At 32.9% G+C, this 14,320-nt stretch carries 16 protein-coding genes; 3 read left to right on the forward strand and 13 right to left on the reverse strand.

Going from position 1 to position 14,320, the window contains the following annotated elements:
- Positions 1 to 220 precede the first annotated feature (220 nt).
- The 13 genes from AVL50_RS04160 to AVL50_RS04225 form a co-directional block, all read right to left on the reverse strand.
- Positions 221 to 682: a hypothetical protein gene (locus AVL50_RS04160; RefSeq protein ID WP_062615225.1), complete on the reverse strand. Its 462-nt coding sequence runs from the start codon at positions 680 to 682 to the stop codon at positions 221 to 223.
- Between the two features lie 49 nt (positions 683 to 731).
- Complete coding sequence (locus AVL50_RS04165) at positions 732 to 1,271, reverse strand: hydrolase (protein WP_062615226.1); 540 nt, start codon at positions 1,269 to 1,271, stop codon at positions 732 to 734.
- A gap of 108 nt (positions 1,272 to 1,379) precedes the next feature.
- A complete protein-coding gene (locus tag AVL50_RS04170; protein ID WP_062615227.1) occupies positions 1,380 to 2,426 on the reverse strand; it encodes a DUF3626 domain-containing protein in 1,047 nt (348 codons plus the stop codon).
- A 170-nt stretch (positions 2,427 to 2,596) separates the two neighbouring features.
- Positions 2,597 to 3,697, reverse strand: coding sequence for an alkene reductase (locus tag AVL50_RS04175; protein ID WP_216639008.1), 1,101 nt, complete (start codon positions 3,695 to 3,697; stop codon positions 2,597 to 2,599).
- Positions 3,698 to 3,864: 167 nt separating this feature from the next.
- Positions 3,865 to 4,608 (reverse strand): SDR family NAD(P)-dependent oxidoreductase, encoded by a 744-nt coding sequence (locus AVL50_RS04180; RefSeq protein WP_062615228.1) that lies wholly within the window; start codon positions 4,606 to 4,608, stop codon positions 3,865 to 3,867.
- Between the two features lie 162 nt (positions 4,609 to 4,770).
- On the reverse strand, positions 4,771 to 5,682 hold the full coding sequence (locus tag AVL50_RS04185) for a helix-turn-helix domain-containing protein (protein WP_062615229.1): 912 nt from the start codon (positions 5,680 to 5,682) through the stop codon (positions 4,771 to 4,773).
- 497 nt (positions 5,683 to 6,179) lie between these two features.
- Positions 6,180 to 6,386 (reverse strand): hypothetical protein, encoded by a 207-nt coding sequence (locus AVL50_RS32875; RefSeq protein WP_157491135.1) that lies wholly within the window; start codon positions 6,384 to 6,386, stop codon positions 6,180 to 6,182.
- Between the two features lie 622 nt (positions 6,387 to 7,008).
- Positions 7,009 to 8,136, reverse strand: a complete 1,128-nt coding sequence (locus tag AVL50_RS04200; RefSeq protein ID WP_062615232.1) for a LamG domain-containing protein — start codon at positions 8,134 to 8,136, stop codon at positions 7,009 to 7,011.
- A 256-nt stretch (positions 8,137 to 8,392) separates the two neighbouring features.
- Complete coding sequence (locus tag AVL50_RS04205) at positions 8,393 to 8,989, reverse strand: hypothetical protein (protein WP_062615233.1); 597 nt, start codon at positions 8,987 to 8,989, stop codon at positions 8,393 to 8,395.
- A gap of 193 nt (positions 8,990 to 9,182) precedes the next feature.
- The gene (locus tag AVL50_RS04210) at positions 9,183 to 9,737 is read right to left on the reverse strand and encodes a hypothetical protein (RefSeq protein ID WP_062615234.1); all 555 of its coding nucleotides are present in this window, start codon (positions 9,735 to 9,737) and stop codon (positions 9,183 to 9,185) included.
- 136 nt (positions 9,738 to 9,873) lie between these two features.
- Positions 9,874 to 10,482, reverse strand: a complete 609-nt coding sequence (locus tag AVL50_RS04215; RefSeq protein ID WP_062615235.1) for a hypothetical protein — start codon at positions 10,480 to 10,482, stop codon at positions 9,874 to 9,876.
- Between the two features lie 69 nt (positions 10,483 to 10,551).
- Entirely contained in the window at positions 10,552 to 10,782 is a 231-nt protein-coding gene (locus AVL50_RS04220; RefSeq protein ID WP_062615236.1) for a hypothetical protein, read from the reverse strand.
- A 267-nt stretch (positions 10,783 to 11,049) separates the two neighbouring features.
- Positions 11,050 to 11,733 (reverse strand): 2'-5' RNA ligase family protein, encoded by a 684-nt coding sequence (locus AVL50_RS04225; protein WP_062615237.1) that lies wholly within the window; start codon positions 11,731 to 11,733, stop codon positions 11,050 to 11,052.
- A 304-nt stretch (positions 11,734 to 12,037) separates the two neighbouring features.
- Between AVL50_RS04225 and AVL50_RS04230 the strand changes: the two genes are divergently transcribed.
- The 3 genes from AVL50_RS04230 to AVL50_RS04240 all read left to right on the forward strand — a co-directional run bounded on the left by AVL50_RS04230 (position 12,038) and on the right by AVL50_RS04240 (position 14,315).
- Positions 12,038 to 12,910, forward strand: coding sequence for a S9 family peptidase (locus tag AVL50_RS04230; protein ID WP_062615425.1), 873 nt, complete (start codon positions 12,038 to 12,040; stop codon positions 12,908 to 12,910).
- A gap of 75 nt (positions 12,911 to 12,985) precedes the next feature.
- Positions 12,986 to 13,414 carry an SRPBCC family protein gene (locus AVL50_RS04235; RefSeq protein ID WP_062615238.1) on the forward strand — a complete coding sequence of 143 codons (429 nt, stop codon included), beginning with the start codon at positions 12,986 to 12,988 and terminating at the stop codon, positions 13,412 to 13,414.
- On the forward strand, positions 13,407 to 14,315 hold the full coding sequence (locus tag AVL50_RS04240; protein WP_062615239.1) for an AraC family transcriptional regulator: 909 nt from the start codon (positions 13,407 to 13,409) through the stop codon (positions 14,313 to 14,315). The genes AVL50_RS04235 and AVL50_RS04240 overlap by 8 nt, the downstream gene beginning before the upstream one ends.
- The last annotated feature ends 5 nt before the right edge of the window (positions 14,316 to 14,320 follow it).

The following is a 14,320-nucleotide window of genomic DNA, read 5'->3' on the forward strand; positions in this document are numbered from 1 at the left end:
TTTTTTAATTTAATGTTCTTTAAGAGAAAATAGATTTCATGATAGAACAATGACTATTTATCTATTGCAATTCTAAAACCAACTTATTCCTTTATAAATTTTGTTTCAAATATGCTATAATTAGAGTATGGGTATATTTTCACCACCCACACTTTTATAAAACCTCTTATGTTGTTCCTTTTAAACTTATTACTAATTCATTTTTCCTTATTCTAAAGGTCTATTTTTTGAGTACTTGGATATTATTCTTATAAGTAGATAGACATGATAGATCAAAATTAATATTAGTTGTTTCATTTCCATTTTGAATCATTTCTTTCGCTTCTATTAACTCCAATGTTTCTAAGCCAACTAATAAAAAATATCCACTCTTACCTTCTTTATCAGATAGTTTTATATTCATATAGTATGGAATCAACTCTTTGGAATGATACCATGAAGCTGTAATCTTTATTTCAAGATTTTCATGTTCTGCTATGTAGCTACTCATGCACTTAGGCAATGTTACTTCAGTATCTTTAATTCTAATTTTCTTTGCATCAAGATCAAACTTTGCTGGTAAAAATTGATCAGGTAAACCCACTATATTTCCTTTATCATCAACTTTTAAAAGTGTGTCTTCATGAGCGATAGTTAAACTATTCACTAATAGAAAAAGGAAAATTATCATTGTTTTTCTCATTTGAAATAAGTTTGCTTTTTTTTTAAAAAATAAAGAGAGGAAAATCAAATTATTTGATCAAAGATAAAATTTCTTTAAACTCTTCTCTCTGCGAAGTTCTCATGAGTTCATAAAGACACATTTCAACATTGGTAATTCCTACCCCTGCCCTTTCGAACTTTCGTAATGCGACATCAATATTTTCTTTTTTTCTTGAAGAAATTGCATCTGCCACAACCTCCACTGTGTAGTTTTTCCCAATCAATCCCATCACTGTCTGATACACACAAATATGAGCTTCGATACCACAAATAATCCAGTTTTGCTTATTGAGTTCTTTTATCTTATTTTCTACTTCCTTTTCAGCCATAGCATTAAAACAAAACTTTCCGATAGGTGCATTGTCAATAATATGCTCTGCTATTTCTTCTATTGTACTTCCTAACCCATCAGGGTTCTGTTCCAACCAGACTACTGGAATATCCAAAATCTGACACCCTTTCAAAAGGTTTTTAATATTCTTAATAGTAGCCTCACTCTCATGTACTTTTCTTGCTAGGTTACCTTGTACATCAACTAAAATTAATCCTGTATATTCTACGTTTAGCATATTCTACCTTTTTGTCCTTGAGTTTAAAAATAAAAGTTCTTAGCACTTTTCACTAAAGTCAATTTAAAGAATTCTTTGGTTGACTACAATAATTCATTTGAAGGAATATTATTTGATGGCATGCCCAAACCTCACTATACAATGCCACAGGTATTTCAACATCTGTAAGTTTTTATGGTCAACGTCAAGTTCCTTGGCAATTTTCCCTAATAAGTAAGCATTCAATTTTCCGCTTTTCTCCAACTTTTTAGCATAAACGGGTACTTCAGGGCCCCTAAAATTATTTGGGAAGGCTGAAACCTCTAATTCCAACCCTGAGTTCCAAATCAACTCAATGTTATACTTCTCGCATAATTTCTTGAAGAAAAATTCTATTTCTGTGCCTTTATAAGAGAGGTCTGCTATTACTTTCTCTACATCTCTCTCCAACGAAATATCTCCATGAACCTGAGTTTCTATATAAAAATCAAGGTTTTTTGAAGCAGGCCTCAATGCAAGTGAGTTTGAAAACTGTGATAGTTTTTCATTAATGAGATTTAGAAAGTCTTGTACACTTAAGTTCCTTTCTCCTAAAGTCATTTCTCTTGTAAATAAATCTTTGAGAATGGCAGAATGAATCAATTCAAAATGTTCAATTGTTCCAATCTCTTTTGGAGAATCATAAGTATCACCGTAGGTAAAAGTTGACCTGTTTTTCACCTCTGATTTCAATAAAAAATAGCAGGAACCAAACCTTGGTGAAGGTCCATCATTAGTCATCGTTAAGTTTAATGCTCCATACTTAGGACGTTCTAATGGAGATGCTGAGTGATACGCCCCTTTAAAAACTATATTCTCCCAATCATCACGCCCACCACCTGTAAAAGCAGAAACGCTCCCTGCGGAGATCTTAGTTTCATATTGGTTTTTATAAATTCCAGATTGAACCATCCCCTCAATGACATTCATTTCTCCTGAAAAAATACGATCTGGATGAAAATGCAGGGCGATCGGGGCCTTTTCTCTCACATTATTGATATATGCTTGGTAACTATCTTTTGGAAGATTGGACTGATATAAAATCATCTCAATGTTGTCTATAGATTTTTCTTTTTGGGTATTGATATATTCTAAGACATTTTTAATGGCTAAGGCTTGTGACTTGGTTAACTTCATATTATCATTTTCAATTGAATGCCAATGAAATTACAGATTATCAATCTTTTCACAAAGGTTCTTCCAAAGTAGTAGGTAAATAGCGACTGGATCTTTATTCAGATAAAAAAAATAGACCTCTTTTAAAAGTATATTAAAAAAGGTCTATTATGCAATATATAATTTATTGATTACTTCTGATACACAGAATAATCCGTGTAACCTTCAGCTCCTCCACCATAGAATGAACTTGAGTTTTCAGCCGAAACTTCTGTTAGAGGATAGTTATTTTTAAAGCGTTCTACTAGGTCAGGATTAACAATATAAGGTCTACCAAAAGCGACCATATCCGCCCATCCTTTTTCGATCATTTGGTTAGCATCTTCTTTGTTGTAATTACCACAAAGAATGATAGGATTAGAATAAATCTCTCGAATTTTGTCTCTGTAGGTATCCGGTACTTTTACAAAGTTTGCCACATTTTCAGAAAAGTGTAAGTAAGCAAGATGCAATGGTTGTAATTTCTCCATAAGGTACAGTGCCGTTTCGGGCATGTCTACATCATAACTGTCTCCCTCACCTAAGAACGGTGAGATTCTAAGCCCCACTTTATCTGCACCTATTGCATTGACTAGAAGTTCTACTGTTTCCATAGTAAAACGGATTCTATTTTCAACACTTCCACCATAATTGTCATTTCTATGGTTGGTATCTTTTCTTAAAAATTGATCAAAAAGGTATCCATGTGCACCGTGTATTTCTACTCCATCAAAACCCGCTTCTATGGCATTTTGAGAGGCGATGAGAAAATCATTTTTTGTTCGTTCGATATCTTCCAAAGTCATTGCTTTAGGCATATCGGTTTCTACCATACCAAAAGTACCATCTCCTAATGAGGCGTAAACTTTATCTGGAATCTTTGTAGCTGAAGGAGCTAAAGGTGTCACTCCACCTGTTGTGCTTTTTGTTGCTCTTCGACCTACATGCCATAACTGAATGAAGATCTTACCTCCTTTTTCATGAACCGCTGTAGTTACTTTTTTCCAAGCTTCTATTTGTTCTTGTGTATAAATACCCGGCGTCATTGCATAGCCTCTTGCTTCTTCTGAGACGGGCACACCTTCAGTAATTATCAATCCAGCGCTTGCTCTTTGTGAATAATATAAAGGTGCTAAATCAGTAACCACTTCACCTTCTTTTGATCTAGCTCTTGTCATTGGAGCCATTGCAATTCTGTTTGTGGTCTTAAAACCTTTGTATTCAAACGGTGAGAATATCATATCTGTTTTCATTATTTTTTCTGAGTTGATGTTTAGTTGAATAATTGATTTGTTAGATTAAGAGCACAATTGAAACATCTCATTTAGTAAAAAAATATATTTCATACATGCCCTAAAAAGAAGTCATTCATGTGTAACTAAAATATCAGATTGATGTTTTATGTTGGCTGACACCAGTACTACATGGCAATACTCATTCCTCCTTCTACAGGAAGAATCACACCTGTAATTGAACTTGCCGCTTTTGAAGCGAGGAATCGTAATATTGCTGCAATTTCTTCTGGTTCTGCTATTCTTTTCAATGGAACAGCATTTACGATTTCAGCCATTGCTTCTTTTGTATTTGTACTCATCATAGGTGTTCTTACCGGCCCTGGAGCAATTGCATTTACTCTCACATTATACTTTGCATAATCTACTGCTAACTGACGAGTCAAAGCATTCAGTCCTCCTTTTGACATACTATAGGCCGCATGATTCGGAACGCCAATGATGCCCGTTGCAGATGAAGTATTTACAATCGCCGCACGTTCTTTTTGTTTTAATTGAGGGAGTAAATGTTTCGCCGACAGCCAACTTCCTTTTAGGTTGACATCCATCAGTTTATCCCAAAGTTCTACGCTTAGTGTTTCTGCATTATCCTCCAACATACTATATCCAGCAATATTGATCAGTACATCAGCCCCACCTTTTTTCTCGGCTAATTTGGCAACACTCTCCCAAGTAGCTTCTTTACTAACATCTCCTTCTATAGAATCAAAACTGCCTAATTCATGCTTCACCTCCTCCGCTGTTTTTTCAGAACTTGCCAAATCAACGCCAATAACTTTTGCTCCTTCACTTATAAATAGCTTTACTGTTGAGGCTCCAATACCTGATGCTGAACCACTCAATACGATTACTTTATTTTCGAACTCTTTCATCTTAGGATAATTTTATTTCTTAACATAAAACACAGATGATCAGACAGCATCAATGATTATTTACTATCGATTTAATTTGTGTTTCTATGTGACAAAGGTAGGTTGATGAAAATAGTTCAAATCTTTGATTTCAAAGCAGGAATGTCAGATTTCAAAGTATCGTTATTTTTTCCGGTAAGCTATTGGTGTCAAGCCTGTATTTTTCTTAAAAAATGCCCCGAAATGACTTGGGGAATCGAAGTAAAGACTGTAGGCAATTTCTTTTGCACTGCTACTGGTTTGAGATAATGCGGCCTTGGCTAACTTCAGAATATGATTGTGGATATAGTTTAAAGCAGTTTGACCAGTAATAGATTTTACTACAGCATTCAGGTGATTGGGATGGATATTTAAGATTTCTGCATAGTAGGCAGGAGAATGTAAGTTAGCCTTTTCGTCCACTTCAGCATCAGGATAAAAACTACTTTCAACCAAAGTTTCAAATCGCGATAAGTGGGCTAAATCCGCTTTTTGTATGCTGTTATTGATTTTGTCTTTGTCCTTACTCTTGTTGAAAACTCTCTTGACCTGATTTAAAAGAAGCAACACATATATTTCAATAAAACTGATCTTATCTTCCCTTTCATTTGTATATTCCTCTTTTATTTTCTCGTAAATATTTAAAATCTCAGGTAGTTCATCTTTATCTATTTCAAAAGGGACTGCCTGATCTATTTTTAAGAAAGGGTAATCATCCAGCAACTTCTCAAAGCGGTAAGAAGAAGTCAAAAAGTCTTGTGAGAATAGGACATAGTACCCTTCCCAATCAGGTGAATGATCCCAAGAAATAATTTGAAAAGGTGAATTAAAAAAAATAGAAATACCTTCAGGCAGTTCTGTACTATGCCCTAAATGAGTTTGCCCTTTCCCTTCTATTCTCAAGCCTATAAAATAAAATTCATGTCTGAAAGGGTGCATTTTTGTTTTCACCTTTCCCATATTTTCTTCAAAACTTTTTATATCAAAATGCGGGTGATCAGGTTCCGAAAGACCTATGGCTTTATAATATTCTGATATGGTTTTGAAGTGTTTCATATTGCTTGAGCAAATTCATTTAGAAGTAAGGTAAACTGAATGAAAGGATTTCGATTGAATTATGCAGGAAATGACCTTAGAAAAAAGGTTAATTTAATTGATCTGTCTATTCTAACCAAAATGAGTGTTTTGAATAGTAAATTTAATTTTGAGTACAACTCCATTAAAGCATATTCGAAACATCTCTTATTGAAATATCTTTTCAAGAAAATACATAAAGTCAAAAAAAGCGTCATTAAACCGAAACATCAAAAACAGTAGTAATGGAGGAACTAAAACATCTACTATAGTAAACTTCAATTCAGGAAATTTTAAGTATTTCAAAATAGATAATATGATATTTATTAGGATATGGAAACCTGTAATATATATCAGCATCAATATATACGCCATATCCATACCTCCTGTTCGATTAAAAATCCAAATATAAAGTATCAACATGTACAACATGAAAATTAAAATTTGTCGAATGACTGATTTTAGTATTGGGTTCATAACTACGATCTTTTGTTCTTATTTAACTTCCTGTAAAGAGAAGTGATACTATTAATTGTACTTAAACCAAACAATAGAATTTCAATCATGATGATTAATTCAATTTTATCTTGAAGGAATAGGTGCTCCTTTACATTTTCTTTATTCTCAGAAAATAAAAACATATTTGCTTGAAGAAAGGAATCCAACATCTGTAAATCATTTTTCATATGAACGATGTTGAATAAAAAGACCAACGAGAGTACTCCAAACAAGCCCATTAGATACTTATTGATACTTAGGTTGAAAACATATAAATTAATAAGCAGCACAATGAATACATTTAGAAACAACCCGATACTAACTACATATTTTGGTATAAGAAAAATATTGTTGTGGAGTTGAATATCTAGTTGACCATTGTCTAAAAAGTCAAATCCCAGTACATAAATTATAATGCCAAAACTTATGCAAAATGCAATCAGTAAATTTTTAATGAAATTCAATTTAGAAGTAGTTTGATGAATAATTTTCAAGCTTTAATTAATTCATATGTCGATTAAAAAATAATAGCCTTTGTAATATTTGGTCTTATATTCGAATATCGAACCAAATATACAACTATATCACTCCTCTGTTCTAGGCATGAAGCGACTGACCCCTCCGGAACATTGGGAAAACATCAGCACCTTATCATGTGACAGGTTGTCCCATACTAATGGGAAAGCATGCGACCTATTAAGGTTGAACACCGTCACATACTAATATGACAGTGTTCAACCTTAATAGGTTAGCCTGTTTACAACTTCAAATTCACCTATATTACCTATGCTTTGAGTAGATGATACTCCATTATTTATTCTGCAATTGAGATATTTTCTTTTCTAGTTCTTCTATTTGAGCTTGTTGAAGCTTATTTTGATGGTTCTGTTCAATTAGGTAAAGTGTCAACTCTTCTATTTTTTGAAGAAGTTTTGCATTCATTTTTCCTAAATCTATCCCTTTATTTGCAACTTCAGTTTCACTTGGAATTTCTGGTAAATGACCTTTATCAGAAATATATTTTTCTATATTTTCTAAAGATCGAAGATTATAAGTTTCCTCAAATACATAATCTGGCCAGTGTTCAACCAAAGAAACATTTACTTCCTCTGTTATTGTTTTACCTGCAACTGCAAGTTTATAACCATGAGTATCTGCAATACCAATCCCTATATTATTACCATCACAAAATAATGCAGAACAATCATTACCCATAGATGAACCATCTCTATATATTAATTCTACTTCTTCTGCTGTTAAAACCTGATTAAACAACATAAGTTGATCAATACTTCCCTTGAAAAAATAGTCTGCTGCATTTGGGTGATATCCACCTAATCTTAAAGAGTTAGTATTATCAATAATTGATGCAGTAGAAACACTACTACTACTAACCAATTGACCATTTACGTATAAATTCATGAGACCACTTCCAAAAGTTCCAGCATAATGAGTCCAAGTTCCCAATTGAGGAGAAGACTCATAAAATATGGTATTGTCTGCTCCATTATCAATATAAAAGGCTACTCGTTCAGCTGTTAAAGTAAAGCCCAAATTATCATCCGCCCCTCCTACTTTATGAAGTACAGCATTTTCATTGGCACTATGACCGGAATTACCAGGGTTTGATATTAAAAAATTTGGTTTAACCCAAACTGAAAAAGAAAAATTATTAAGTCCATCTATTAAAACATCTCCAAAATCTACGAATGAGTTACTCCCATTAAAAAAGATTGCTTGACTTTCATTTTCAAATCTATCTTTCACAAACGATGGTGCGTTTATCGGGGTACCATTGTTAGAATTAACACTCTCATCCATTAACTTTCCATTAAATTCCCAATAACCAATTAACCCTCTTTCAACAACTTGAGCTTCTGTATTAATGATTTTAAAAAAACAAACAATAGTTAAAAAAGCAAAGTAACACTTAAACATATCTCTTAGATTTTATTTTATTGATTTTTATTTACAAGAATAATTTAACTTTAAGTTTCAGGTGTACAAACTTAATATTAATACATTTAGTGTCAAACATTTCATATCTATTTTATTAATTGTATCACATATTAATAAATAAAAAAAAACAACTTATAACATAGTACACGCTTAGTGTTTATTATTATCACAATAAGGTCCAAAAAGCATCTAACTGTTAAATAAAAAACTAGATATCAAAACTTGAATTTATATATCAAGCAAAAAAATGACGGTCTTTGTAACGTTTGGTCTTATAATATTTAGGTCGAGTATCTAACCTGATATGTAACCATATCACTCCCAGACCAGCAGTGTTTAGCCAAATTTGCTGACCAGTCTTAAGTTCATTTAATACATGAGCACCAACTTTGTCAAATAATTCTATAATTTGCTCTTGATCTGCCTGTTCCATAAAGGCCCCTAAATGTTTATAGTGCTCACTTTCACCAATTTTTGCAGGAACAATCAAGCGTGCATTTTTTCCTAAATTATAAAAGGTAGCAACCTTCTCACCATTACAGAAATGCTCCTCAAAAGCGACTTCATTTGGCATTTTACAATCATAACTTCTTGTTTTTCGAATAACCAATTCATATTCCTTATCAAGATGTTTTTCCATTAAAGGAGGATGCTCCCAAAAGAAAGAGTTCCCTAGAATAGGCAGTAAATCATTTACATAAAATGCTGTAAATGTGGGGTCCTTTTGCCAAAGTGTAAAAACCTCTTTAAATGATAATTTATCTTCTCCCTTCTGAATTTTTAACCTTGCAACATCATCATTTTTTCCTATTTCAATGAATTTATATGTCATTAATGTCTATGATTTCTTTTTTACTACTTTTAGAATATTTTCGCTGGAAAGTGTTTGCCTACGACCAATGCTGTCTGGCATTTAGGAGGCATAAGGTACAAAATCCAAGATCACCAGGCAATTCACTATTCGCTCCGCTCTGATTTATCTTAAAATAGACAATATCTCCTTTCTGGTTGATTGCACCGTGCAATTAAATAAGAATATTGAGTGAGTAAATACCCAAGCCGATCAACAACAAAGGAAATAGAAAAATCACTTCACTGACTAAGACCCAGAATATAAATTGAAGCCATTGAGAAATTCCCATTTTTGTTGGTTTCTCTTTTTGGACCAAACTCTTTAGATCTTCCAATTTCATCCTCATAAGATCTGCCTTACTGATCTTCAAGTCAATGACTCCCCTATCACTTAATCCTTTTTTATAACCCTCCAATACCGATTTGGGGTGCATCCACATCACGTATCCCATGGCCCATAGACTCAATATCCCTAACAAAAAATACTTCCACATTCCTGTTGCAATTTCCCACCCGCAGATAAACCCTTCTCCTTTCCAAGAAGTATCACAGTCATTGAGAATATGTTGTATATCGTGAATATGCAAAGCATCTTTTCTGAATTGCGGATTAGGCATTGTCAATTGGATTCCGAAGATATTGATCTCAAAAGTATCATCATCTATCCCTCCGTCATCAGGAATTCCATTGGCCCTGTAGAAGTCTACTAATAGTTTGTCTAATGTCATTTTATTGTCAGTTCAGGTTTTAAATGTCAATGAAGAAAATGTATACCAAGACTATTGGTTATGTTTTACCATAAATCGTTTCACATTATAAAAATAGCTACTGTGATATTCTTGTCCCAAACCTTAAAAGAAGTTTCTAGTTACTCGCTAACAAATTAATTTCATTCTTATACCAATTCAGTATTTTTTGAAAACTATCAGATGGATATAAACCATACTTTTCTACCCAATTACTATCATTTTCTGCAATTGTTGACGCTGTAGATATAGTCAAAACTTTATTTACTTCATTCAAAATTCTTGGATACAATACATTTGAGTTGAATTCAGATCTTGCTGGAGATTTCAATTGAGGTAAGCCTAATTCTATTTTATCAAAGCAATAAAGAACTAATAAATCTGACAAGTAAAATAGAAATTGAATACCATTATCTTCATAATAATCGTAATAAAGATAACTACCGAATTCTGTAGAAAACTGAGGTTGTAAAATCTGATTAAGATAGAATTTCAACTCCCACCATTCATATACCTCCTCATCAATAAAATACTGCTTCACTAATTCTTTAACTTTAGTTGAGTTAAATAAAAAAGCATCACTTTCTTCCAAAAGTGCATTATAAAATGTGATATAATCTGATTGTAATAATGCTTCATTAGAGTAGAACCACTGAATAAATACCTCATTATTAAAAGGTTGAAAGAGTATATCTTGAAAGTCAATATGGTTTCTCAGTAAATTCATATTAATTAAAAAGAAATATTTGCCTTGATAAATTGTCAATAAATAGACAATATCCCACTACCTCATTTTTTAAGCTTCACTCAAAATAGGTTTTTCATCCACTAATTCTGGTTCTGGCATTTTTTCATTGATTGGCTTAATAGGTTTGACACAACTGACTACCCAAAAAGCTATGATGATTGTAAAACCCAATAAGACGATAAATGGAAACAGAAAAATAGCTAAAACATCAAACAGTCTGCTCAATGATTTATGCTCTTCTGCTAATTTTTTTAGTTTGTAAATCTGCTGTATGTACATGTAACCAATAATGTTCGCTAATAGAAAAATAGTTCGTTACACTAAAGTTCAGCATTAAAATTGAATTTATAACATTATTTCTATCAAAAATTGGTTACCAACCTTCAAGACTTCAGATTTGATGAGGTTGGATTATCACCTGCCCATCGTTAACTATGGTGCAAGAAACATCTTTTTACTTCTATTCAACCGATAAAAAAGAGACATTTCATGTACTAAAAACGTCTCTTTCTGAGTAATAAAAAAATAAGGTGTAGAATAAGGTCACTATTGTAATGGAAATTGGTACAAGCCCTTCACTTTGTCTTTGCGCTGATACCAATCGTTATACACCAAATCTATATTCTTTACTTTTACAGTTCCGAAATAGTAATTGCGATACTTTTCTACTAAATCTAGAAACTTGTTCTTTTCTTCAAGCCTTTCCTTCAACCTCACTATAGTAGAATGAGCCGTCTGTAATACATACCTTATGTCAAAGGACTGTTCTAAACTTGTAGACTTAAACTCACTCCTCAATCGGTTGCGGATATTATTCAAAACATTATCCTTCACAAATCCTTGAAGTAAAATACAAGATGGTGAAGCTGTCAATCCTTTAAAAAGGACATCAAAACTCTCTATTGAATCAAGGCTTTTCTTTATTGTATTAATGTAATCATCAATAGAAATTTTATCAAGACTAAAGCCATCGTAACATGTAATAATTGACATCACAGTCACGTGAATATCTGTATCAGGATAAAAATACTGTCGTGGCTCGACTGCTCTAAGCTGAGAAAGAAACCCTTGAATATTTTTTAAAACTAATTCATCAGGCTTTAAAATTAGAGAGATTCCAAATCTCCTATCATCTTTAGCATCAATCAGTTTATCCAACTGATAATTATCTGTTTTTATTTTAGTTACAGACTCATGGTACAGGTTGTTATAAAATTCAATGTTGTTCATTTCGTTAAAATGGTTTTGGTAGTTTCATCATTCTTTTATTGGTAAAAATATACTGTTCTTATTAAGCAGTAAAAACATAGTTTTTCGCATAACAATGTTCTACAGTACAGTTCTAATAAAATAAATATTTCATAGTATTTCAACGAAAAAAACACTTTTAATCACTAATATTACTTAACACGTTCTATTTTTAGAGGATATAGATTGACTATTTCTGCAATATATATCCGCCCTACTGCAATATGTGTACTTTACCAAAGAGAACAATGATGAACTTTGTAATGTAATCAAAAATAAAATTGTTATGCTTTCGAAATTACTATCTAATTCCATTGTTAAAGGCGGTGTTTCCCCAGTGTTTGACCTTCCAAGTGATTATGGGTTGCCCTATGAAGAAGTCACTTTTAATGCAAAAGACGGTGTACAACTTTCAGGTTGGCTGATCAAAGGTGATTCAGACAAAGTGATCATTCAATCTCACTATGGCGTGCAGTCCAGTAGATCTGGCTATACTCCTGAAGGGAAAGGAATGATGAAAATGTGGAAGGAAGATATTGCCTTTCTTAAGCATGTTAAACATCTTCATGAAAAAGGCTATACAGTCTTGATGTATGATTTCAGAAACCACGGCAACAGTGATGAAGGAACAACGCCTTGGGTCACCTGGGGACCAGAGGAAAGAAAAGATGTAATTGGAGCAGTAGAATTTATTCGTCATCATAATGATTATAAAGAGGCTCAAATTGGACTTTTGAGTATCTGTATGGGTGCGGCTGCCTCCACTTATGCTTTTGGTGATGGTTTACAGAAATTTGACAATATCAAAGCTATGGTGGCTATTCAACCACTTCGCTATCTTGATTTTATCAAAGCTTTAGGGCTGGATAATTTTGTTGGAAAAGGGGTGACACACCTCAATAATAAAAGAACTGGAATTGCTATGGATGAGGTTTCTTTTATGCCTCATGTAAAAGATATTACAGTTCCTACCCTATTGGTACAAAACCAAAATGATGAGTATTTGAATAAACAATCCATAGATGAATATTTTGACGCTTTAGAGGTTGATAAAAAAATGATCTGGCTGGATTTGGAAAAGAAAAGAGCGGCAGGTTATGATTACCTCACAAAGCATCCGGAAGAACTTTTATTTTGGTTTGATAAATATTTAAAATAGCATAAAATGACCCTACCCAATTCCAAATGGTTAATTTCCACTTTTGTCTTTTTCCTACTTCTAGCTTTTATTTATATGATTGGTAAAAAATCTGTTAGTACTCATGTACAAATCAATACTTCTCCTGAGAAAGTATGGGAAACGTTGTTCAATGCTGAAAATGTAAAAAAATGGAATAAGGTTTTGATCCCTATAAAAGGAGATTTACAGGAAGGCAATGTCATCAATTATGATTTTTACCAAGATGAAAACGGTAAGTCATCAAGGATTAATGCAACTGTTGAGGAAATCGTTCATCAAAAAATGATTCAACAAAAAGGTGGAGTTCCACTGGTATTGACCTTCAATCATCAGTACCTCATCGAGCCTTCTCCTTCTGGTACTACAGTTAGAATTCATGAAGAATATAGAGGAGTGATGGTACCGTTTTGGAACCCTGCGCCTGTAGAAAAAGCCTATGAGCGTTTATTGCATCAACTAAAAAACTTTATTGAAAATGAGTGAAGTAATTCGTATTACTGAAGTAAGTCAAATTCATCAATTTTTAGGTTTGGACAGCCCTAAACATCCTTTAATCACTGTGCTTCCCATTGATGAACGTATGGTGACTGCCAATTATGGAGATCTCACTTTTTTGATGGATTTATATCAAATCAGTTTGAAAAAAGGGATAGAAGGTTGTATTTCTTATGGTCGAAACTCTTATGACTTCCAAGATGGGACTATGGTCTTTACCAAACCCAATCAAAGTATGAAATTTTCTACACAAGAAAACTTTGAGAATGTTTCTGGCTGGACCGTTATTTTTCATCCTGACTTAGTGAGAAAATCAGAGCTTGGAAAAGTAATTAATAACTATGATTTTTTTGCTTATGCAATTTATGAAGCATTGCATATTTCTAATGAAGAGCAAAAAGTACTCAGTGAAATTGTTGAAAAAATACAAAGAGAGTATGAATACATTATTGACCGCCATAGTCAAGAATTGATAGTTTCTAATATAAAGCTTTTGTTAGACTATTGCACCCGTTATTACGACAGGCAGTTTTATACCCGTACTAATTTGAATAAAGATTTTGTAGTACAATTTGAAGCTTGCCTTAAGTCCTATTATGACAATGAAAAACAACTAGAACTTGGTGTTCCTACTGTAAAATATTTTGGTGAAGAATTGAATATGTCATCTCATTATTTGAGTGATTTACTGAAGAAAGAAACGGGAAGTTCAGCACAAGAACATATTTACAACTTCTTGATGGACCTTGCCAAAACAAGGCTATTAGGTTCAAAAGAAGCAGTAAGTCAAATTGCATATGGATTGGGCTTTGAATACCCCAATCACTTTAGTAAACTTTTTAAATCAAAGATTGGGATGTCACCTGTGGAATATAGAAAAGAGGCATAGCTCTA

The sequence above is a fragment of the Flammeovirga sp. SJP92 genome (assembly GCF_001583495.1).
In the GTDB taxonomy this organism is placed as follows: domain Bacteria; phylum Bacteroidota; class Bacteroidia; order Cytophagales; family Flammeovirgaceae; genus Flammeovirga.

Excerpts from the sequence above, each read along its gene's own strand:
- AVL50_RS04160 (WP_062615225.1), bottom strand. The coding sequence starts at position 682 with ATGAGAAAAACAATGATAATTTTCCTTTTTCTATTAGTGAATAGTTTA.
- AVL50_RS04165 (WP_062615226.1), bottom strand. The coding sequence starts at position 1,271 with ATGCTAAACGTAGAATATACAGGATTAATTTTAGTTGATGTACAAGGT.
- AVL50_RS04170 (WP_062615227.1), bottom strand. The coding sequence starts at position 2,426 with ATGAAGTTAACCAAGTCACAAGCCTTAGCCATTAAAAATGTCTTAGAA.
- AVL50_RS04175 (WP_216639008.1), bottom strand. The coding sequence starts at position 3,697 with ATGAAAACAGATATGATATTCTCACCGTTTGAATACAAAGGTTTTAAG.
- AVL50_RS04180 (WP_062615228.1), bottom strand. The coding sequence starts at position 4,608 with ATGAAAGAGTTCGAAAATAAAGTAATCGTATTGAGTGGTTCAGCATCA.
- AVL50_RS04185 (WP_062615229.1), bottom strand. The coding sequence starts at position 5,682 with ATGAAACACTTCAAAACCATATCAGAATATTATAAAGCCATAGGTCTT.
- AVL50_RS32875 (WP_157491135.1), bottom strand. The coding sequence starts at position 6,386 with ATGAAAAATGATTTACAGATGTTGGATTCCTTTCTTCAAGCAAATATG.
- AVL50_RS04200 (WP_062615232.1), bottom strand. The coding sequence starts at position 8,136 with ATGTTTAAGTGTTACTTTGCTTTTTTAACTATTGTTTGTTTTTTTAAA.
- AVL50_RS04205 (WP_062615233.1), bottom strand. The coding sequence starts at position 8,989 with ATGACATATAAATTCATTGAAATAGGAAAAAATGATGATGTTGCAAGG.
- AVL50_RS04210 (WP_062615234.1), bottom strand. The coding sequence starts at position 9,737 with ATGACATTAGACAAACTATTAGTAGACTTCTACAGGGCCAATGGAATT.
- AVL50_RS04215 (WP_062615235.1), bottom strand. The coding sequence starts at position 10,482 with ATGAATTTACTGAGAAACCATATTGACTTTCAAGATATACTCTTTCAA.
- AVL50_RS04220 (WP_062615236.1), bottom strand. The coding sequence starts at position 10,782 with ATGTACATACAGCAGATTTACAAACTAAAAAAATTAGCAGAAGAGCAT.
- AVL50_RS04225 (WP_062615237.1), bottom strand. The coding sequence starts at position 11,733 with ATGAACAACATTGAATTTTATAACAACCTGTACCATGAGTCTGTAACT.
- AVL50_RS04230 (WP_062615425.1), top strand. The coding sequence starts at position 12,038 with ATGCTTTCGAAATTACTATCTAATTCCATTGTTAAAGGCGGTGTTTCC.
- AVL50_RS04235 (WP_062615238.1), top strand. The coding sequence starts at position 12,986 with ATGATTGGTAAAAAATCTGTTAGTACTCATGTACAAATCAATACTTCT.
- AVL50_RS04240 (WP_062615239.1), top strand. The coding sequence starts at position 13,407 with ATGAGTGAAGTAATTCGTATTACTGAAGTAAGTCAAATTCATCAATTT.